Below are 21436 nucleotides of genomic sequence, written 5' to 3'. Positions count from 1 at the left end.
TCGCCTCGCTACACCAGTTCGGCAAGCGCTGAATCGAAGGCAACCTCGTCTTCCACCCGCCGCATGGGCGGCAAGGCGGCCAGCAGGCGCTTGCCGTAGCCCATCGCCACCAGGCGGGTGTCGCAGATCACCAGCAGGCCGCGATCCGTCTCGCGGCGGATCAGTCGGCCTGCGCCCTGCTTGAGGGCCACGCCAGCCTCGGGCAGGAAGTAATCGTTGAAGGAACTGCGACCCTGCCCTTCCAGGCGGCGCGAGCGTGCCTCCACCAGCGGGTCGTTCGGTGGCGGGAACGGCAGCTTGTCGATCACCACCAGTTGCAGGACGTCACCCGGCGCATCGAAGCCTTCCCAGAACGACGCGGACGCGACCAGCACGCAGCCGGCCCGACCGCCATCCGCACCCTCGCGGAAGCGGTCCATGAGCACGCGCTTGGGCAGTTCGCCTTGCACCAGCACCTCAGGCCGCAGCTCGGCTTCGGTGTGCTCAAAGTGCTGGCGCATGGCCTCACCGATGGTGCGCAGCGCCCGCAGCGTGGTGGTGAGCACCAGCGTGCGCCCGCCCAGCACCGTGGCGCCCCGCGCAGCCAGTTGCGCGACCGCGGCGCTATGGCCGGGATCGTTGGGCTTGGGAAACTGGCGCGGCACGTACAACGCCGCCTGCGCCGCATAGTCGAACGGGCTGGCAACGCGAAGCACCTCCGCCTCGCCCAGGCCGCAGGGCTCGGTGAACCAGCGCAGCCGGGCATCGTCGCCGAGCGTGGCGGAAGTGAAGACCCAGGCTCGCCCGATGGCTTCGGGATCGGCCTTGTCCGCCTTCAGCACGCGCGTCTGTACCGCTTCGGCAATGTCCAGCGGCGACTCGATCAGGCGCAATTGCTGGCCCACGTCGACCCAGCGCACGGACTCCGGCGGACATGCCAGGGCGAAGCGGGCAGCGCGCTGGGCAAGCTGGGTGGCGCGTTCGTGCAAGCGAATGAAGTCGGGCGCCATCTCGCTGACCGTGTCGATGGCCTCGGCGGCCTGCTCGAAGCATTCCTGCAGCGCCTCGAGCGCGCGCTGCCAGCCCTCGGGCTCGATGCCTTCGGGGGCCGCGTCCAGCCAGCGCAGCTTGGCGCCGGGCCACTGCTTGCCGACGACCAGCCGAAGCTCGCGCGCTGCGCGTTCGACCGTGGCTGCGACCAGGGTCCAATCGACCAGGCCGCGCGCATGCTGCAGCCCCGCGGCCAGCACGTCGCGTGCGAAGTCGAGCGCCTGCGCCGTGCCGATCTGCACGCCGAGGAACTGCACGCCGGTCTCGTTGAGCTGGTGCGCCTCGTCGAACACCACGACGCGCACCGTCGGCAGCAACTCGGCCATGCCCGACTCGCGTACGGCCAGGTCGGCGAAGAACAAATGGTGGTTGATCACCACCACGTCCGCCGCCAGCGCCTCGCGCCGGGCCGCGTTGACATGACAGGGCCGGAACTGCGGGCATTGCGCCCCGAGGCAGTTCTCGCGGGTCGAGGTGACGAGCGGGATCAGGGGCGAGCGTTCATCGAGGCCTGGCAGTTCGGCGAGGTCGCCGGTGCGGGTGGCCTTGGACCATTGCTCGATCTTGGCCAGCGTACGTGCCGAGGCACGGTCCGGCCCCGAGTCATGGCGCGCCAGTTCAAGCCGGTGCAGGCAGAGGTAGCTGGCACGGCCCTTCAGAAGCGCGGTGCGTACCGGAAGGCCCAATGCCTCGACGAGGCGTGGAAGGTCGCGGCCGAAGAGTTGGTCCTGCAGCGTCTTGGTCGCCGTCGACAGCAGCACCCGCTCGCCACTCAGCAGCGCGGGCACGAGGTACGAGAAGGTCTTGCCGACACCGGTGCCGGCCTCGACCACCAGTTGGCCGCCGTCCTCGATGGTCCGCGCCACGGCCAACGCCATGTCGGTCTGGCCACCGCGCTCGCAGAACTGGTCGGCGGCCTGCGACAACGCGCCCTCCTGCGCGAAGGCTTCGCGCGTCCGCGCGACGAGATCCCCCTCGCTCGACATCAAGCGGGCTCGGCCGGGTCGATCTGCCGCACCAGCCGCTCGATCTGGTCACGCAGGGCGAGGCGGCGCTTCTTGAGGCGGCGCAGCAGCAATTCGTCTTGCGGCGACGCTTCCGCCAGCCGGTCGATGGAGGCGTCGAGGTCGGCGTGTTCGATGCGCAGCTCGATCAACTGGCGCGAGAGGGAGTGAAGATTGGAGTCCAACGGGATGGGGTTCGACCGCATACGGGCGACACACTTGTTCACTTGATAATACGTCGAGTCTTCGTCAGACGAACAACACATGGACCGCGCCTCAGGCGCACAACGCGCGCATGAGTCGAGGCTTTCGGATAGCAGCTGCCACGGGTCTCCACAAGGGAGACCGCCCCTACCAACAGGATCAGGTCCTCCTGATCGAACATCCCCGCGTCAAGGGCTGCGTGCTGGGCCTCGTGGCCGATGGCATGGGCGGACGCAGCGGCGGGCGCAAGGCCTCCGACCAGGTGCTGATGACGGCGAAGCAGCTGTTCACCCGCTTCTCGCCGGCCATCGACGACATGCACGACCTGCTGCGCCGCATCGTCAACGATTCGCACACTGTCATCAAGCTGACCGCCTTGTCGAGCGAGAGCGAGCCGCACAGCACGGTGGCCGCGTTCCTGGTCAACCCAAATGGCGAGTGTGTCTGGATCCACGCGGGCGACTCGCGCATCTACCATTTCCAGCGCGGCCGCATGGTGCTGCGGACGCGCGATCATTCCTATGTGCAGGCGCTGGTCGACCGGGGCGAACTGACCGACGACGAAGCCAACATCCACCCGCAAGGCAACATCCTGATCGGCTGCCTGGGCATGACGACTTCGCCACCGCCGATCGACACGCACCATATCGCCAGGCTCAAGCCAGGCGATCTGTTGATGGCTTGCAGCGACGGGCTCTGGCATTACTTCAGCCCGGAGGAAATGGGGGCCGTGCTGCACGAGCAATCGCCGCGATCCGCGGTGGAACTGCTGGTCGAGGAAGCACGCACGCGGGCGATAGGCACGGGCGACAACATCTCGATCGCGGTGCTCAAGTTCGAATCCCTGCCGCGCGAACCGAAGAACGCGGGCGAACCGAGCCAGCACTGATTCCGCGTCAGGGCGGCAAGGGTGCCCCGCGCGGCTTGTCGCGCTCGGCGTTGCGCCTTTCGACGTCGGCGCGATGCTTTGCCGCCTTGTCCAGCCGCTCCTGGTTGGCCTTCACGTTGGCCGGCGCCTGGGCCTGCTCGCGCTGGCGACTGGCTTGCTCCCTGGCATTGCGCTGCTGCTTGTCGGTGAAGGAGCGCTGGTTCTGTGCTTCCTGGGCGGTCGCAGCTTCGCGGCTGGCGGCATGATCCGCCGCACGTTGCTCGCGTTCCTTTTGCGCTTCGACGGCACGCTCGCGTTCGGCGGCCTGGTCTTTCGCCCGCTTCTCGGCGGCGTTGTCCTGGAGCTTCTGCGTTTCGATCGCGGCGCGGCGCTTGCGCTCGATGTCGTTGAGCGCCGCCTCCTGCCGCTTGAGGTCGTCGCTGACCACCCGTGCCCGCTTGCGGCTGTCGCTCAGGCAATCCTCGACGGCGAACTTCTGGTAGCAGGCGGCGCGCTCGGTGTTGACGCGCTGTTGCAGTGCCTGGCGCTCCGACGCGATGCGCGCGTGCTCGGCCGCCGGATCGAGCCTGCCCGAGGCGCCACCACTGTCCTGGGCCCCGGCAGACCCGGCCAGTACGGCCAACAACAGCGAAAGCGCAAGTTTCTTCATGTGAGGCGGGTGTCGACCGTGCGACGCTCGAGGGCGAGGAATTCGGCCGATTGCATTTCGTTGAGGCGGGAGACGGTCCGCGGGAACTCATGGGCCAGCGGGCCTTCGGTGTACAACGCCTCGGGCGGAACCTGGGCCGACATGATGAGCTTCACGCGGCGATCGTAGAACACGTCGACCAGCCAGGTGAAACGGCGCGCTTCCGAGGCGCGATTGACACCCATCTGCGGCACGTCGGACAGCAACACGGTATGGAATTGCGAGGCGATTTCCAGGTAGTCGTTCTGCGAGCGTGGGCCGCCGCACAAGGTCTTGAAGTCGAACCAGACCACGCCGCCAGCCAGGCGCCGGGCGTGGATCTCGCGCGCCTCGATGTGCAGGATGGGCTTCTCGTCCACCGACTCGGCCAGGCGCTCGAAAGCCTCGCGCATTTCCTTGTCGGCGTCCGCGCCGTTGGGCGTGAGGTACATGCGAAGTTGCTCGAGCGTGCGGCGCCGGTAGTCGGTGCCGTTGTCGACGCTGAGCACTTCAAGCTTCTCGTTGAGCAGCGCGATGGCCGGCAGGATGCGGTCGCGATGCAGGCCGTTCGGATAGAGATCGTCCGGCTTGAAATTGGAGGTGGTGACGAAGCCCACCCCGTTGTCGAACAGCGACTTCAGCAGGCGATGCAGGATCATCGCGTCGGTGATGTCGGCGACATGGAACTCGTCGAAGCAGATGAGCTTGTAGCGCCTGGAGATGCGCAGGCCCAGTTCGTCGAGCGGATTGACCGTGCCTTGCAGGTCGGCCAGTTCGCGATGGACCTCGCGCATGAACTCGTGGAAGTGCAGCCGCGTCTTGCGACGCAGCGGCACCGCATTGAAGAACAGGTCCATCAGGAAGCTCTTGCCCCGGCCCACGCCGCCGTACATGTACACGCCGCGCGGGATGTCGGGCCGGTTGATGAGCTTCTTGAAGGCGTTGGAGCGCTGGGCCTTGTAGTCGGCCCACTCCCTCGCGCAGCGGTCGAGCGCCTCCACCGCGCGAAGTTGCGCGGGGTCGCTCTGGAACCCGCGCTTGGCGAGTTCCGACTTGTAGGCCTGGAGGACGCTCAAGAGATCAGAAATTCAGCGTGCGCTTGTCCACTGCGAGAGCGGCTTCCTTGGTCGCTTCCGACAGCGACGGGTGGGCATGGCAGATGCGCGCGATGTCTTCCGCGCTCGCCTTGAACTCCATCGCCACCACGGCTTCCGAGATCAGCTCGCTGACCTGCGGGCCGACCATGTGCACGCCGAGGATCTCGTCCGTCGCCGCATCGGCGATGAACTTGACCATGCCGGTCGTGTCGCCCAGCGCGCGTGCGCGGCCGTTGGCCAGGAACGGGAAGGTGCCGGCCTTGTAGGCGCGGCCTTCGGCCTTGAGCTGCTGCTCGGTCTGGCCGACCCACGCGATCTCCGGCGAGGTGTAGATGACCCACGGGACGGTGTTGAAGTTGACGTGCCCGTGCTGGCCGGCAATGCGCTCGGCCACGGCCACGCCCTCTTCTTCCGCCTTGTGCGCCAGCATCGGTCCGCGCACCACGTCGCCCACCGCCCAGACGTTCGGCAGGTTGGTCTTGCAGTCGTCGTCGACCACGATCGCGCCGCGCTCGTCGAGCTTGAGGCCCACCGCTTCGCCGTTCAGGCCGATGGTGTTCGGCACGCGGCCGATCGAGACGATCAGCTTGTCGACGTCCAGCTTCTGGTCTTCGCCCTTGGCATTGGTCCAGGCGATGCTCACGCCCTTCTTGCCGGACTTGACCTCGCCGACCTTCACGCCGAGCTCGATCTTCAGGCCCTGCTTGTCGAAGGCCTTCTTGGCTTCCTTGGCGATCTGCTCGTCCACCGCGCCGAGGAAGGTCGGAAGCGCTTCGAGCACCGTCACCTCAGCGCCGAGGCGACGCCACACCGAGCCCATTTCCAGGCCAATCACGCCGGAGCCGACCAGCGCCAGCTTCTTCGGCACGCCGCCGATGCGCAGCGCGCCGTCGTTCGAGAGGATGTTCTCTTCATCGAACGGTGCCCCGGGCAAGGCGCGGGCGTTGGAGCCCGTGGCGATGATCACGTGCTTCGCGCTGATCGATTCCTCGGCGGCGCCGGCAACCTTCAGTTCGTAGCCCGTTTCGTCCGTCTTCGAGAACGACGCACGGCCATGGAAGAAGGTGACCTTGTTCTTCTTGAACAGGTACAGGATGCCGTCGTTGTTCTGCTTCACGACGGTGTCCTTGCGGGCCAGCATCTTCGCAACGTCCAGGCCCAGGCCTTCGACCTTGATGCCATGGTCGGCAAAGTGCTTGCCGGCATGCTCGTAATGCTCGGACGATTGCAGCAGCGCCTTCGACGGAATGCATCCGACGTTGGTGCAGGTGCCACCCGGTGCCGGGCCGCCCTTGCCGTTCTTCCACTCGTCGACGCAGGCGACGTTGAAGCCGAGTTGCGCCGCGCGGATCGCCGCGATGTAGCCGCCGGGGCCGCCGCCGATGACGACGACGTCGAATTGTTTGCTTTGCATTGTGTATTTAGTTCAAATCTTCAATTTTTGACCACTTGACAATGACGCCCTGTCCTCCGACCAGCGCGTCATTCAACAACCACTCTTTAGATGTAGGCTCTTTCCTAATCTCAACAAGGTCACTCGAATGCAACGCAATGCAATCCAAGTTCAAAACAGGCGAGTGCGAAATAAGTGTAACCGACAGAGTTTCGGTGGGATCCCGCATTGTAAAAACCTGCTCATCCGTCAAACGCAGGTAACAATAGCTGCTCGAATCGATAGTTTTTTCTTCGCCTGGACTCAGCTCAACCGCGTAATAAGCATTGACCTCCAAGTCGCTTGCGATGACCTTGCCGCCCTCAAACGGGATGTCTACTCCATCAACTTTAATAAACCGAAACTCAGGCTGAGGAACATTATCTTTGGCAGGGAATTTCACAGGATCCAGATACATCGTCAGACGGAAATTCTGCACAACATTAGATATGTTTCTAATCCTGTATTGAGTTTCCTCAGAAAGCCGAATGTATTTACTTTCATCGGGATTATCGCGATCTGGTCCGGCAGTACCCAGAGTAAAAAAGACCCGAAATCCAGTTCTAAATATATCCGCACTCAAAGCGCATTTTTTTAAATGCGCATAAAGCGAAGGAGGGATGTCACGTCCAAGTACCGCATGAAACAAATCTACGTTTATCTTTGCTACCAGACGATCGGCAGCCTCTTGGTGCTTGCTTTTAGTCAAATACTCAAACGTGACCGCCAAAAGGCCTGCAATTATTAATGCAAACCCCAACTCCTTCAAGAATACTTTCAAAAATGGATCGGGTTGCGGCTGACTCAGCACAACGTCATGTACGATGACTGAAATCTGCGGGGGCGTCAGCTGATGCGCCCCTACAATCAAACCAATACCAAGAACAACGGAAACGAGCGCAACAAACCAAATCTCAAGCAAGAAATGCCTGTCGATCTCGACCTTCTGCATGATTATTCTTTCGACATTTAATTGAGGGACGCCTACATACCCGAATCAAATATCAAATAACAGGCGCGACGGATCTTCCAGCGCTTCCTTCATGGCCACCAAGCCCAGCACGGCTTCGCGGCCGTCGATGATGCGGTGGTCGTAGCTCATGGCGAGGTAGTTCATCGGGCGAACGACGATCTGGCCGTTCTCCACCACTGCGCGGTCCTTGGTCGCGTGCACGCCCAGGATGGCCGATTGCGGCGGGTTGATGATCGGCGTCGACAGCATCGAGCCGAAGGTGCCGCCGTTGCTGATGGAGAAGGTGCCGCCGGTCATTTCCTCGATGCCCAGCTTGCCTTCCTGTGCCTTCTTGCCGTACTCGGCGATCTTCTTCTCGATGTCGGCAAAGCTCATCTGGTCGGCGTTGCGCAGGATCGGCACGACCAGGCCGCGCGGCGAACCGACGGCGATGCCGATGTCGAAGTAGCCGTGGTACAGGATGTCGTTGCCGTCGACCGAGGCATTGAGCACCGGGAACTTCTTCAGCGCATGCACCGCGGCCTTCACGAAGAAGCTCATGAAGCCGATCTTGACGCCATGCTCCTTGGTGAACGCGTCCTGGAACTTCTTGCGCATCTCCATGACCGGGGCCATGTTGACTTCGTTGAAGGTGGTCAGGATGGCGTTCGTGCCTTGCGATTGCAGCAGGCGCTCGGCGATGCGGGCGCGCAGGCGGCTCATCGGCACGCGCTGTTCCGGGCGGTCGCCGAGGTCGGGCGCGCTGACCGGTGCGGCGACTTGCGCGAGCGCCGGGCGGGCAGCGGCCACCGGCACAACCGCAGCCGGTGCTGGCTTGGCCGTGGCGCCAGCGGCAACCGCGCCGAGCACGTCGCCCTTGGTCACGCGGCCATCCTTGCCCGAGCCGGCCACGTCGCCGATCTTCAGGTTGTTGTCGGCCAGCAGCTTGGCGGCGGCCGGCATGGCCACGTCGGACTTCGAGCCGCCGGTGGCAGCGGCAGCCGCGACGGGCGCAGCAGCCGGTGCCGAGGCAGCAGGCGCGGCCGCGGGTGCCGCTGCGCTTGCCTTGCCGGCGGTGTCGATCTTCGCGATCAACTGGTCGGCCACCACCGTGGCGCCGTCGCCGGCGACGATCTCGGCCAGCACGCCGGCCGCGGGGGCCGGCACTTCCAGCACCACCTTGTCGGTCTCGATCTCGATCAGGATCTCATCGATGGCGACGGCTTCGCCGGCTTTCTTCTTCCAGGTGAGCATGGTGGCCTCGGCCACCGATTCGGACAACTGGGGGACTTTGACTTCTACGATAGACATTTGAATTTCGCTCCGCTTCGTGCGCGTTCTGTTGAGTTCTTGTGATTCGGATTACTTGGTCAGCACGAAGCCCTTGAGCTTGGCGAAGGCCGCATCGACGAGCGCCTTTTGCTGTTCCTGGTGCAGGTGCGAATAGCCCGCCGCCGGCGATGCCGACGCGGCACGTCCGGCATAGCCGAGCTTCTGGCCTTCCTGCATGTTCTCGTGGATGTAGTGCTGCACGAAGAACCAGGCGCCCTGGTTCTGCGGCTCGTCCTGGCACCACACGACGTCGACGAGATTCGGGTACTTCTTGATCTCGGCCGCGAACGCCTTGTGCGGGAACGGATACAGCTGCTCGACGCGGATGATCGCCACGTCGTCGCTGCCACGCTCTTCGCGCTTCTTGGCCAGGTCGTAGTACACCTTGCCCGAGCAGGCGATGACGCGCTTGACCTTCTCGGCCTTGAGGTCGCGGCTGTCCGGGATCACGGTCTGGAAGCCGCCCTTGGTGAACTCGGACAGCGGCGAGGTCGCGTCCTTGTTCCGCAGCAGCGACTTCGGCGTCATGATGATCAAGGGCTTGCGCAGGTTGCGCACCATCTGGCGACGCAGCACGTGGAAGATCTGGCTGGCCGTGGTCGGTTGCACCACTTGCATGTTGGTGTCGGCCGACAGTTGCATGAAGCGCTCGATGCGCGCCGAGCTGTGTTCCGGGCCCTGGCCTTCATAGCCGTGCGGCAGCATCAGCGTGATGCCGTTGACGCGGCCCCACTTCACTTCGCCCGAGGCGATGAACTGGTCGATGACCACCTGCGCGCCGTTGACGAAGTCGCCGAACTGCGCTTCCCAGATCACCAGCGTGTTGGGGTCGTTCGAGGCATAGCCGTATTCGAAGGCCAGCACCGCTTCTTCAGACAGGATCGAGTCGATGACGACGAAGGGGCCCTGACCATCGGCCACGTTTTCCAGCGGCGTGTAGGTGCCTTCGTTGTACCGCTCGCGATTCTGGTCGTGCAGCACCGCATGACGGTGCGTGAAGGTGCCGCGGCCACAGTCCTCGCCCGACAGGCGCACCGGGTAGCCGCTGGCCACCAGCGAGGCAAAGGCCATGTGCTCGCCCATGCCCCAGTCGACATTGATCTCGCCGCGACCCATCGCAGCGCGATCGTCCAGCACCTTCTTCACCAGCGGATGCACTGCAAAGCTGGCCGGCACCGTGGTGATCTTCTCGGCCAGGCGCTTCCACTCGGAGGTCGGAATCGCGGTGTCGCCGGCATCGGTCCACTTCTTGTTGAGGAAGGGGCTCCAGTCGACCGCGTACTTGCTCTTGAAGTTGGTCAGCACCGGGTCGATGGTGTTGCGGCCTTCGTCGAAGGCGGCGCGCTGCGCCTTGACCATGTCGTCACCGATCGTGTCGCCCAGTCCTTGCGCCGCCAGCTTGTCGGCGTACAGCTTGCGCGTGCCGGGATGCGCCGCGATCTTCTTGTACATCAGCGGCTGGGTGAGCGAAGGCGTGTCCTGCTCGTTGTGGCCCAGCTTGCGGAAGCAGACGATGTCGATGACAACGTCCATGTTGAATTCCTGGCGGTATTCCAGCGCCCATTGCGTGCAGAGCACCACGGCTTCGGGGTCGTCGCCGTTCACATGCAGCACCGGCGCCTCGATCATCTTGACGATGTCCGAGCAGTACAGCGTCGAGCGGCTGTCGCGCGGGTCGCTGGTGGTGAAGCCGATCTGGTTGTTGATGACGATGTGCACCGTGCCGCCGGTGTAGTAGCCGCGGGTCTGGGCCAGCGCCAGCGTTTCCATGACGACGCCCTGGCCGGCGAAGGCCGCGTCGCCGTGGACGATGATCGGCAGCACCGAGTCGCCTTCCGAATCGCCGCGGCGGTCCATGCGGGCGCGCACCGAACCTTCGACCACCGGGTTGACGATTTCAAGGTGCGAAGGGTTGAACGCGAGGCTCAGGTGCACCGGACCGCCGGGCGTGGTCACGTCCGAGCTGAAGCCCTGGTGGTACTTGACGTCGCCGGCCGGCAGGTCTTCCGGCGCGGTGTGCTCGAACTCGGCGAACAGGTCGGCCGGCATCTTGCCGAGCGTGTTGACGAGCACGTTGAGGCGACCGCGGTGGGCCATGCCGATCACGATTTCCTGCACGCCGGCCACACCGGCCTGGTTGATCAGCTCGTCCATCGCGACGATGAAGCTTTCGCCGCCTTCGAGCGAGAAGCGCTTCTGACCGACGTACTTGGTGTGCAGGAAGCGCTCCAGGCCTTCGGCGGCCGTGAGGCGGTTCAGCACATGCTTCTTCTTCTCGACCGAGAGCTGCGGGTTGGTGCGCGCGCGTTCGAGCTTTTCCTGCCACCAGCGCTTCTGGTTCTGGTCGGTCGTGTACATGTACTCGGCGCCGATGGTGCCGCAGTACGTTTCATGCAGGGCGTTGAGCAGGTCGCGCAGCGACATGGTGTCGCGGCCGAAGAAGGTGTTGCTGGTGTTGAACACGGTCTCGAGGTCGGCATCGTGGAAGCCGTAGAACGAGGGTTCGAGTTCAGGAATGGAGGGGCGCTCGGTACGCTTGAGCGGGTCCAGGTCGGCCCAGCGGGCGCCGACGTTGCGGTAGGCGGCGATCAGCTGCTGGACGGCGGTGCGCTTGCGGCCGAGTTCGGAGTCGGCGCCGCTGGCCTGCACCACACGCGTGGTGCCCTGCTTGGCGCGCTCGGCAAAAGCGTTGATCACCGGCAGGTGAGGAACGTCGCGGGTGTTGCTGCCGTCGCCGGCGGGGACGTTCTGGAGCGCGTCGAAATACGAGCGCCAGTTGTCGGGCACGCTGCCGGGGTTGGCGAGGTAGTTCTCGTACATCTCTTCGACATAGGGCGCATTGCCGCCGAAGAGGTAGGTGTTGCCTTGATAGGCGCGATACGCCGAGGGCGTGTTGGATTCGCTCATGTTCCGCTGACCTTCGCTTCCCTTGGGGAAGCACTAGCTGGTTAAGAAAACCTTCCGCGACACGGCTGAACCGATTGGCGGATGCGACTGTGGCTGGGGAAGGGCCTGAGTACGGGGGCGATTGTGCCACGTTGAGCCGCGGCACAACATGCAAAGCTTTCATCAAGCTTTCAAGGTGCAACCAGTTGTTTGATCTGCTGCAAGGAGGAAGGGTCGTCGATGGTGGTCAGGTCGCCGGGGTCGCGCTGCTCGCAAACGGCCTGGATCGCGCGGCGCAGCAGCTTGCCGCTGCGGGTCTTGGGCAAGGCGCTCACGAAGCGCACGCGGGCCGGTCGCGCCACCGCGCCGAGCTGGTCTGACACCTGCTTCATGATTTCCCCTTCCAGCGTCAGGGCCACCTCCGCATCGCTGGCCGCATCGCCGGATTTGGGAACGACGAAGGCCATGGCGACCTGGCCCTTGAGCGCGTCGGCGACGCCGACCACCGCCACCTCGGCCACGTTTGCATGGCCGGAGATGCTTTCCTCGATCTCGCGCGTGCCCAGGCGGTGGCCGGCCACGTTGATGACGTCGTCAGTACGGCCGAGGATGTAGAAATAACCGTCCTCGTCACGTATGCCCCAATCGAAGGTCGAGTACACGGTCTTGCCGGGCACGCTGCTCCAGTAGGTGTTGATGAAGCGCGCGTCGTCGCGCCAGACGGTCTGCATGAAGCCGGGCGGCGTCGGGCCCTCGACGGCGACCACGCCCTTGGCGTTGGCCGCGGTGAGTTCCTCGCCGGATTCCTCGTCCAGGATCTTCACGCGCCAGCCGTACATGGGCACGCCGGGGCTGCCCAGCTTGCTGGGCTTCTTCTCGACGCCGTTGGCGATGGTGAGAATCGGCCAGCCCGCTTCGGTCTGCCAGTAGTTGTCGATGATGGGCACGCCCAGGCCTTCGCTGATCCAGCGCGCGGTGGGTTCGTCCAGCGGCTCGCCGGCGAGGAACAGGGCGCGCAAGCTGGACAGGTCGTACTTCGCGAGCAAGGCCGGGTCCTGCTTCTTCAGCACGCGCACGGCGGTGGGCGCGCTGAACATCACGGTGACCTTGTACTTCTCGACCAGGCTCCACCAGATGCCGCCGTTCGGTTGCTGGTCCAGGCCCTGGGTCGGCAGGCCCTCGTACATGATGGTGGCCATGCCGGCGATCAGCGGGCCGTAGACGATGTAGCTGTGGCCGACCACCCAGCCGATGTCGCTGGTGGAGAAATAGGTTTCGCCGGCGCGGCCATCGAAGATGTGCTTCATGCTGGCGGCGAGCGCGACCGCGTAGCCGCCGGTGTCGCGTTGCACGCCCTTGGGTTTGCCCGTCGTGCCACTCGTGTAGAGGGTGTAGCTGATGGCGGTTGCATCGAGCCATGTACATGGCACTGGGGTGTCGATGTGCTTGGCGCGCAGTGCGCTCATCGAATGGTCGCGGCCCGCCACGAGTTCCATCGGCGCCAGGCCGCGATCGGCCAGCAGCACCGCATCGGGCTTGTGCTTCGACAGCTTGATCGCCTCGTCGAGCAGCGGCTTGTACGCCTGCACCTTGCCGCCGCGCGAACCGGCGTCGGCACTCACGACGACCTTGGGCTCCGCGTCCTCGATGCGCGAGGCCAGGGAGACGCTTGCGAAGCCGCCGAACACCACGCAATGGATGGCGCCGATGCGCGCACAGGCCAGCATGGCGAAGGCGGCCTCGGGAATCATGGGCATGTAGATCAGCACGCGGTCGCCCTGCCCCACGCCGAGTTCGATCAGGCTCGCGGCCATGCGCTGCACTTCGGCGTGCAGTTCCTTGAAGGAGTAGCTGCGCTCGACGCCGGTTTCGGTGGAGACGAAGATCAATGCCGCCTGGTCGCCACGTGTCGCGAGGTGGCGGTCGACCGCGTTGTGGCACAGGTTGGTCGTGCCGCCGACGAACCATTTGGCGAAAGGCGGATGGCTCGCGTCCAGGATCTGCCTGGGCGGCGTTTGCCAATCGACCAGACCGGCCTGCTCGGCCCAGAAGGCCTCGGCGTCGTCCACCGAACGACGATAGAACTCACTGTACGAACCCATTCACTTGTCTCCTGGATGCGTTCCGCTGATGGTGCGGAATCTGAAATCACGCTGCAGCGCGGAGCCAATCCTCAACGGATCAGCGCCTGGAACTCCTTGAACTTCGGATGCTCGGCCGTGGCCAGCCATTCGAAACCGACCATCTCGGTGGTCACGAGTTCCGCACCTGCGCCGGCCAGTCGGTCGAAGGCGGCATCGCGGTTGCGCTCGGTGCGGGAGCTGCAGGCATCCACCACGACCCAGACCTCGAATTCGTCTTCCAGCAGGTCCAGCGCCGTCTGCAGCAGGCACACATGGGCCTCGCAACCGGCGATGACGATGGTGTTGCGCTCGTCCGCCTGTGCGGCCGGCTTTTGCAGGTGCTTGGGCAGGCTGCGCGCATTGCCCTTCGGCGCGGGAGCCGGAGCCCGCAGCCATTCGCAGAGACCTTCCTCGGCGCCGCTGAAATGCATCTTGGCCAGCGTGCGGTCGCACAGCGCGCGAATGGCAGGCAGGTTTTCGCCGAGCTTCGAAGGGTTCTGCTCGGTGCCGAACACGGGCACCGCCAGCAATTTGGCGAACTGCCCGAGCCGCACGGCATTCGCGGCCACCGCCTCCGATTCAAAAATCGCGGGCATCAGGCGCGCCTGGTAGTCGACCAGCACGAGTTGGGATTGGGATGCATCGAGCAGCATGGCGGAATATCTCTTCAAGAACAGGCGGGCATAGAACGTACCACTGAACATGGGACCGACCGTCGAAATTCGGGAGCGGACAGCCGAACGGAGAAGTCGCAAATGAATTCAAAGGAAAGCTTTGGTCTTCCTTTTGCAACCTTGCGGAGGCTTTGCGACCTCTGCCCCCGGCTGTCGGTGCGCCTCAGCAACAACTCGAGCGCAGTGTTCAAATGCCAACGCCCCGCGCCATTCGAAGATCCGGAGACACCGATGAACGCCCCGCTTCCGCATGCCACGCTGATGACCGGCCAGGACTACCGCGAGTCGTTGCGCCGCTACAGGCCCAGGGTCTTCGTGGATGGGCGAAGGGTGGAGAGCGTGGCCGACGACCCGGCCTTCCAACCCGGCATCAACGCAATCGCGCTGACCTACGACCACGCGCTGAAGCCGGGGTACGAGCGCCTCATGACGGCTGTGCAGCACACCAGCGGCAAGCGCGTCAACCGCTTCTCGCACATCGACACCAGCGCGGGCGACCTGCTCAACAAGCTGGAGGCGGTGCGCCTGGTCTGCCAGGAAACCGGTTGCGCGCAGCGCTACCTGACGCACGATGCGGTCAATGCCATCGCACAGGTCTCGGCCCGCATCGACGACGCGCAGGGCAGCAAGGAGCACACCGCCCGCTTCCACAACTACCTGCACCGCATCCAGGACCAGGACCTGACGCTCGGCGTCGCGATGACCGATGCCAAGGGCGACCGCAGCCGGCGCCCGCATGAGCAAGCCAGCGTGGACAGTTACGTGCACGTGGTCGAACGCAACGCCCGCGGCATCGTCATCTCCGGCACCAAGGCGATCGTCACCGCGGCGCCCTATGTGCATGAGTTGCTGGTCATGCCCTGCCGCAACATGGGCCGGGAGGATGCCGACTTCGCCGTCTGCTGCGCCGTGCCGCTCGATGCGCCCGGACTCACGATCATCGCGCGGCCGGCCGGCCGGCCCGGCGACAAGCTGGAGCATGGCGAGGCCCTGTTCAGCCGCAAGTACGGCCAGAGCACCGGCGTCTGCATGTTCGACCGCGTGTTCGTGCCGTGGGAGAGCGTCTTCTACGCCGGCGAATGGGAGCACTCCGGCCACCTCACCTACAGCTATGCCACGCACCACCGGCAAAGCTGCATCGGTGCGCGCGCCGGCTTCGGCGATCTGCTGATCGGCGCCGGCGCGCTGATGTGCGAGGCCAATGGCTTCGATCCCGGCAAGGAATCCCATCTGCGCGAACAGATGGTCGAGCTCATCACCATCACCGAGAGCTTCTTCGCCTGCGGCGTCGCGGCCAGCGTCTATGCCAAGGCCGACGAACACTGCGAGGTGTTCATGCCCGACCCGGTGTTCAGCAACATCGGGAAGTTGTTGCTGGCCACGAAGATCTACGACATGCACCGCATCGCCCACTACGTGAGCGGCGGCCTGATCGTCACCCTGCCCGGGCCCGACGAGGACCACAACCCCGAGACCGCCGCCAGCCTGGCCGAGGTCCTGCGCGCCAACCCCTCCGTGCCGTACGAGCAGCGCATCGAGACGGCCCGCTTCATCGAGGACCTGACCGCGGGCTACCAAGGCGGCTGGTACAGCGTGATCAGCCTGCACGGCGGCGGATCGCCCGCGGCGATGAAGCAGGAGATCTGGCGCAACTACCCGGTCGGCTCCAAGGTCGAGTTGGTCGAGCGCCTGCTGGAGCGCGGCGTGGCGCACGATCCCGCCCGCGCCATCACGAAGAACCGTCAACCGGGCAAATGCTGTGACACCGGCTGCACAACGCCCGGGCAACCTGTCATGGTCGACCTGCCGAAGCCGACGCGCCCGGGGACATGCGACTGAGGCCGCGAGGCCGCCCCGCCGTAGGGGATCCAGGCGACATCGCCACGCCACGCCGGCTTGCGCGCCGCCGGCGCTGGTGGATGGTGGCCGCACTCACCGCGACCGCGCTGCTGGCCAGCGGCTGCGCGTCGCGCGCGCTCGTCGTGCCGATGGCCATGCAACGCGAACCCAGCGCCTGCCCCGCACAGACCGACACCTTGCTGGTGCTGCTCCCCGGCGCCTATTCCGACACCGAGGAATTCGTGCGGGAAGGCTTCATCGGCGCGATCCAGCAACGCCGCCTGGCGGTCGACGTGCTGCGCGTCGACGCGCACCTCGGCTACTACCGCAACGAAAGCATCATCGACCGCCTGCGGGCGGATGTGATCGCCCCGGCGCAAGCCCAGGGCTATCGCTCGATCTGGATCGTCGGCATCTCGCTCGGCGGCTTTGGCGGGATGATCTATGCCGAGGAGCGCCCGGGTGCGTTGGCCGGCATCGTGGCGCTCGCCCCCTATCTCGGCGAGCGCCTGATCGCCACCGGCGTCGACAACGCGGGCGGCCTCGCCCGCTGGCCTGCGCCCCCTGTGCTCCCAGAAATGCCCTCGTTCGAACGACGCGAGTTGCGTCTGTGGCGCTGGCTGCAGCCCTATTCGAACCGCCCGCCACCGAGCGACCATCCGCCGCTCTGGCTCGGCTACGGCCTGGACGACCGCTTCGCATTCAGCCACCGCCTGCTCGCCAACGCACTACCCGCGGACCATGTGGCAACCACCGAGGGCGGACACGACTGGCCGGAATGGATGCGGGTCTGGCGCAGCCTGCTGCCGCGCCTCCCATTGCCCGCCTGTCCAAACTGAAGATCTGAAGCTATTCGGGCAGCAGCCGAATCAATTGCCCATTCGACTCGTCGGTCAGGACATACAGCAGCCCGTCCGGGCCTTGCCTCACATCGCGGACGCGCCCGCCTGCATCCAGCAACTTGTGCTCGGCCACCACCTTGCCATCCTTGAGTTCGATCCGGTCCAGGTAGCCGAACTTCAGCGAGCCGACGAACAAGTTGCCCTTCCACGCCGCGCCATAGCGGTCACTGGTGAGGAACACCATGCCCGACGCCGCGATCGACGGCACCCAGTAGTGCAGCGGCTGCTCCATGCCTTCCTTGGCCGTGATGCCGTCGCCGATCTTTCCGCCGCCATAGTTCTCGCCGTAGGTGATGACCGGCCAGCCATAGTTGCGGCCCGCCTGCGGGATGTTGATCTCGTCACCGCCCTGCGGACCGTGCTCGGTCATCCACAAGACGCCGTCCGGCGCCAGCGTCGCGCCCTGGCTGTTGCGGTGGCCGTAGCTCCAGATCTCGGGCAGTGCGCCCGGCTTGCCGACAAAGGGGTTGTCCTTGGGCACCGAGCCGTCCTTGCCGATGCGTACGACCTTGCCATGATGGTTGTCCAGCGTCTGCGCGTCTTCCTTGCGGCTGAAGCGATCACCGAGCGTGAGGAAGAGCGTGCCGTCCCGGGCCTCCACGATGCGGCAGCCAAAGTGGGACCGGCTCGCGACCTTCGGCTTCTGGCTGAACAAAATCTTCAGGTTTTCCAGGCGGCTCTCATCCTCCGAGAGCTGGGCGCTGGCCAGCGCGGTACTGTTGGTGAGGCCGCCAGTCGCGGGCTCCGAGAAGCAGAAGTAGACCGTGCGATTGCGCGCGAATGCGGAGTCCGCCACCACGTCCAGCAAGCCGCCCTGCCCCCCGGCCGCCACCGCCGGCACGCCCGCGAGCGGCGCACCGACCTTGCCGCCGTCGATGACGCGCATCCGTCCGGGACGCTCCGTGACCAGGAAGCGCCCGTCCGGCAGGAAGGCGACTGCCCAGGGACGCTCCAGCCCGCTCGCCACGACTTCCGGAAGAGGCGCCGCATTGGCGGCAAAGGCCACGCTTGCCAGCAAGCAAGCCACCAACACATGCCAGGGCTGCGGTTTCAGCTTGTCTTTCATCCATTCGCCTCTTTTTCATCAACTCGATGGCAGAAGTTAGATGCAAATTGACACTGTTTAAAGAACTTTATGACTACAAATTGATGACGGCCTGATCGTGCAACTTGCCAAGCTTTACATTTCACATAACGATCTTAGAGAAATATCGTTATGCGACAAGCACTTAGCATCCAAATCGCGAAGTGTGATTAATTTGACATGACCGTTTGTCATCAATATCCTACCGGTCATGCGTTTTTTAGTCCTTCTTGCTTCCGTCCTGTTGGTCGCCGCCGCACATGCCGCCCCCCATCAGGACCGCACAGACGACACGGACCGCGCGCTCAATGACAACAACAAGGGCTTGATCGGCCAACTCGATCAGGTTCGCCAGTCCGTCACCGACCGTACCTCCGAACTCGTCGTCAGTGCCATCGGTTTCCTGGGCGTGCCCTACCGCCGCGGCGGCAACACCGTCGAAACCGGATTCGATTGCAGCGGCTTCGTCCGCGCCATGTACAACCAGACCGTCGGCATGATGCTGCCGCGCCGCGCCGAGGAACAAGCCCGCGCGACCGAACCGGTCGCCCGCGCGGACATGAAGCCTGGCGACCTGGTGTTCTTCAACACCATGCGCCGTGCCTTCAGCCATGTCGGCATCTACATCGGCGAAGGCAAATTCATCCATGCGCCCCGCACCGGCGCCGAAGTGCGTGTCGAGGACATGACCGGCAGCTACTGGGCGCGCCGCTTCAATGGCGCACGACGCGTCGAGGCCGCGCAAGGGCCGGGGCCGGTGAGCGCTGGCGAGTAATTCGCCGACTTTTGGCCGCATTCCGGCCGCCATGAAAAAACCGCCTCTCGAGGCGGTTTTCTTTTGGGGCCGCTGCGGAGGCGGCTGGGATTCCCGAGACCGCCGCCGGCAACCCAACGACGTTTCCGGGCCCTACTTCCGTGACGGCGGCAGGTCCGTACAGGTCCCGTGCGCCACTTCCGCCGCCATGCCGATGCTTTCGCCCAGCGTCGGATGCGGATGGATCGTCTTGCCGATGTCGACCTCGTCCGCGCCCATCTCGATGGCCAGCGCCACCTCGCCGATCATGTCGCCGGCATGCGTGCCGACGATACCGCCGCCGATGATGCGATGCGTCTCGGCGTCGAACAGCAGCTTGGTGTAGCCCTCGTCGCGGCCGTTGGCGATGGCGCGGCCGGAAGCCGTCCACGGGAACAGGCCCTTCTTGACCTTCACGCCCTCGGCCTTGGCCTGGTCCTCGGTGATGCCGACCCACGCCACCTCGGGGTCGGTGTAGGCCACGCTCGGGATCACGCGGGCGTTGAAGGCAGCGCTGGAGAGTTCCTTGTCGCCCTTCTGCTCGCCGGCGATCACCTCGGCCGCCACGTGCGCCTCGTGCACCGCCTTGTGCGCCAGCATCGGCTGGCCGACGATGTCGCCGATGGCGAAGATGTGCGGCACGTTGGTGCGCATCTGGATGTCGACGTTGATGAAGCCGCGGTCCGTCACGGCCACGCCGGCCTTCTCGGCACCGATCTTCTTGCCGTTGGGGCTGCGGCCGACGGCTTGCAGCACCAGGTCGTACACCTGCGGTTCCTTCGGCGCCTGCTCGCCTTCGAAGGTGACCTTGATGCCGTCCTTGGTCGCCTCGGCGCCGACGGTCTTGGTCTTCAACATGATGTTGTCGAAGCGCGGCGCATTCATCTTCTGCCAGACCTTGACCAGGTCGCGGTCGGCGCCCTGCATCAGGCCGTCGAGCATTTCCACCACGTCCAGCCGCGCCCCCAGCGTCGAGTACACCGTTCCCATTTCCAGTCCGATGATGCCGCCGCCGAGGATCAGCATGCGCTTGGGGTCGGTGCCCATCTGCAATGCGCCGGTCGAGTCGACCACGCGCGGGTCGTCCTTCGGCATGAAGGGCAGGCTCACCGCCTGAGAGCCGGCCGCGATGATGCAGTTGCGGAACTTGACGACCTGCTTCTTGCCGGTGGTGTCCCAACTGGTGCCGGAGGTCTCTTCCACCTCGATGTGGTACGGATCGATGAAGTTGCCGACGCCACGCACCGTCGTCACCTTGCGCATCTTGGCCATCGCGCTGAGGCCGCCGGTGAGCTTGCCGACCACCTTGTTCTTGTGGGCGAGCAGCTTGGCGCGGTCGACCGTCGGCGCGGCGAAGGTCACGCCCAGCGATTCGAAGTGCTTGACCTCGTCCATCACCGACGCGACGTGCAGCAGCGCCTTGGACGGGATGCAACCCACGTTCAGGCACACGCCGCCGAGCGTGGCATAGCGCTCGATCAGCACGACCTTCAACCCCAGGTCGGCCGCACGGAACGCCGCCGAATAGCCGCCGGGGCCGGCGCCGAGCACGACCACGTCGCATTCGACATCGACCGATCCGCTGTAGCTGCCGGCAGGCGCTGGCGCCGACACCGCGGGTGCCTGCTTCGGCGCCGGTGCGGCGGCAGCCGGTGCGGGCGCCGGTGCAGCCGGTGACGGTGCAGCAGCCGTGTCACCGCTGACCTCCAGCGTCACCACAACCGAGCCCTCCTTGACCTTGTCCCCCACCTTCACCGCCAGCGCCTTCACGACGCCCGCGGCCGAGGACGGGATCTCCATCGAGGCCTTGTCCGATTCGACCGTGATCAGCGACTGCTCCGCCTTGATCGTGTCGCCCACCTTGACCAGCACCTCGATCACCGCGACTTCGTCGAAGTCACCAATGTCGGGCACCTTGATTTGTTGTTCGCTCATTTGGACACCTTGAGTTTGAGTGTGAGAACGTCGACCGGTCCGGCCGAATTGCGATCGAATTCGCAGGCGGCATCGATGCCGGCCTGCGCGACTTCCAGTGCGGTGCGCGCCCTGGCATAAGCCGCATGCATGGCGCCGAGTGCGAAGTTGCGGCCGGAGCCGATGCCCCAGAACTCCTTGAACTCGAACACTTCGCGGTAGCTGTAGACGCCGTAGATTCCGCTCGGGTTGGCCAGCAGCAAGGTGAACTGGCTCGACTCGTAGGGCTCGTGCTCGTCTTCCTTGGTCTGCATGAAGAACGTGTCCTTCAGCACCGGATGCAGCAGGGTGAAGGTGCGGTACACCTCGTCCTTGCTGCCGAAGCGAAGCTCCTCCCGCGCCGTCGCCGCCAGGGCATGCCGCAGCGCCGGAAAGTGCGCTGCGGACCCAGCCACCGCGATGACGCTCTGGCCGACGGCATCGTCGACCTTGAACATCTTGCGGTTGGCCTCCATGCGATGCGACATGCGCGTGTCCCCGAAGGTCACGAGCGAGTCCGACACCATGGCCACCTGGCCGCCCTTGCGGACGGCCACGACCGTGGTCATATGAGAC

Annotated in this window: 17 protein-coding genes; 4 read left to right on the top strand and 13 right to left on the bottom strand. The window is 64.9% G+C overall.

From position 1 onward, the window contains the following. Positions 1-8 precede the first annotated feature (8 nt). Both WKW79_RS29315 and WKW79_RS29310 read right to left on the bottom strand, forming a co-directional pair. Positions 9-2015: a DNA repair helicase YoaA gene (locus WKW79_RS29315; protein ID WP_340338760.1), complete on the bottom strand. Its 2007-nt coding sequence runs from the start codon at positions 2013-2015 to the stop codon at positions 9-11. Then, positions 2015-2218 (bottom strand): DUF465 domain-containing protein, encoded by a 204-nt coding sequence (locus WKW79_RS29310; RefSeq protein WP_213953974.1) that lies wholly within the window; start codon positions 2216-2218, stop codon positions 2015-2017. Before WKW79_RS29310 ends, WKW79_RS29315 begins: the two co-directional genes overlap by 1 nt. Positions 2219-2328: 110 nt before the next feature. Here WKW79_RS29310 and WKW79_RS29305 point away from each other — a divergent pair, with 110 nt between their 5' ends. Next, positions 2329-3126, top strand: a complete 798-nt coding sequence (locus WKW79_RS29305; RefSeq protein ID WP_340338759.1) for a PP2C family protein-serine/threonine phosphatase — start codon at positions 2329-2331, stop codon at positions 3124-3126. Positions 3127-3133: 7 nt separating this feature from the next. On the opposite strand, the gene WKW79_RS29300 is transcribed toward WKW79_RS29305, so the two are convergent. From WKW79_RS29300 to WKW79_RS29265, 8 genes are all read right to left on the bottom strand, one after another. Further along, complete coding sequence (locus WKW79_RS29300; protein ID WP_340338758.1) at positions 3134-3775, bottom strand: hypothetical protein; 642 nt, start codon at positions 3773-3775, stop codon at positions 3134-3136. Next, the gene (zapE, locus tag WKW79_RS29295) at positions 3772-4869 is read right to left on the bottom strand and encodes a cell division protein ZapE (RefSeq protein ID WP_340338757.1); all 1098 of its coding nucleotides are present in this window, start codon (positions 4867-4869) and stop codon (positions 3772-3774) included. Before zapE ends, WKW79_RS29300 begins: the two co-directional genes overlap by 4 nt. A 4-nt stretch (positions 4870-4873) precedes the next feature. Next, positions 4874-6304 carry a dihydrolipoyl dehydrogenase gene (gene lpdA / locus WKW79_RS29290; protein WP_340338756.1) on the bottom strand — a complete coding sequence of 477 codons (1431 nt, stop codon included), beginning with the start codon at positions 6302-6304 and terminating at the stop codon, positions 4874-4876. Positions 6305-6311: 7 nt separating this feature from the next. After that, entirely contained in the window at positions 6312-7274 is a 963-nt protein-coding gene (locus tag WKW79_RS29285) for a hypothetical protein (protein WP_340338755.1), read from the bottom strand. 45 nt (positions 7275-7319) lie between these two features. After that, positions 7320-8585, bottom strand: a complete 1266-nt coding sequence (odhB, locus tag WKW79_RS29280; protein WP_340338754.1) for a 2-oxoglutarate dehydrogenase complex dihydrolipoyllysine-residue succinyltransferase — start codon at positions 8583-8585, stop codon at positions 7320-7322. A 51-nt stretch (positions 8586-8636) separates the two neighbouring features. Beyond that, positions 8637-11513 carry a 2-oxoglutarate dehydrogenase E1 component gene (locus WKW79_RS29275; protein ID WP_340338753.1) on the bottom strand — a complete coding sequence of 959 codons (2877 nt, stop codon included), beginning with the start codon at positions 11511-11513 and terminating at the stop codon, positions 8637-8639. Between the two features lie 170 nt (positions 11514-11683). Continuing rightward, positions 11684-13594 (bottom strand): propionate--CoA ligase, encoded by a 1911-nt coding sequence (locus tag WKW79_RS29270; RefSeq protein WP_340338752.1) that lies wholly within the window; start codon positions 13592-13594, stop codon positions 11684-11686. Between the two features lie 71 nt (positions 13595-13665). Then, the gene (locus tag WKW79_RS29265; RefSeq protein WP_340338751.1) at positions 13666-14268 is read right to left on the bottom strand and encodes an isochorismatase family protein; all 603 of its coding nucleotides are present in this window, start codon (positions 14266-14268) and stop codon (positions 13666-13668) included. 252 nt (positions 14269-14520) lie between these two features. On the opposite strand from WKW79_RS29265, the gene WKW79_RS29260 reads away from it, so the two are divergent. Further along, a complete protein-coding gene (locus WKW79_RS29260) occupies positions 14521-16128 on the top strand; it encodes a 4-hydroxyphenylacetate 3-hydroxylase family protein (protein WP_340338750.1) in 1608 nt (535 codons plus the stop codon). An 80-nt stretch (positions 16129-16208) separates the two neighbouring features. Next, a complete protein-coding gene (locus WKW79_RS29255) occupies positions 16209-16967 on the top strand; it encodes an alpha/beta hydrolase (protein WP_340338749.1) in 759 nt (252 codons plus the stop codon). Positions 16968-16977: 10 nt separating this feature from the next. On the opposite strand, the gene WKW79_RS29250 is transcribed toward WKW79_RS29255, so the two are convergent. Then, positions 16978-18096 (bottom strand): PQQ-dependent sugar dehydrogenase, encoded by a 1119-nt coding sequence (locus WKW79_RS29250; protein WP_340338748.1) that lies wholly within the window; start codon positions 18094-18096, stop codon positions 16978-16980. Between the two features lie 229 nt (positions 18097-18325). Here WKW79_RS29250 and WKW79_RS29245 point away from each other — a divergent pair, with 229 nt between their 5' ends. Next, entirely contained in the window at positions 18326-18889 is a 564-nt protein-coding gene (locus WKW79_RS29245; protein ID WP_340338747.1) for a C40 family peptidase, read from the top strand. Positions 18890-19021: 132 nt separating this feature from the next. On the opposite strand, the gene lpdA (WKW79_RS29240) is transcribed toward WKW79_RS29245, so the two are convergent. After that, a complete protein-coding gene (gene lpdA / locus WKW79_RS29240) occupies positions 19022-20842 on the bottom strand; it encodes a dihydrolipoyl dehydrogenase (RefSeq protein WP_340338746.1) in 1821 nt (606 codons plus the stop codon). After that, on the bottom strand, positions 20839-21429 hold the full coding sequence (locus tag WKW79_RS29235; RefSeq protein WP_340338745.1) for an Ntn hydrolase family protein: 591 nt from the start codon (positions 21427-21429) through the stop codon (positions 20839-20841). The genes lpdA (WKW79_RS29240) and WKW79_RS29235 overlap by 4 nt, the downstream gene beginning before the upstream one ends. Positions 21430-21436 lie beyond the last annotated feature (7 nt).

This window comes from Variovorax robiniae, assembly GCF_037889955.1.
GTDB lineage: Bacteria > Pseudomonadota > Gammaproteobacteria > Burkholderiales > Burkholderiaceae_C > Variovorax > Variovorax robiniae.
This window is presented reverse-complemented; position numbering and strand designations above follow the sequence as displayed.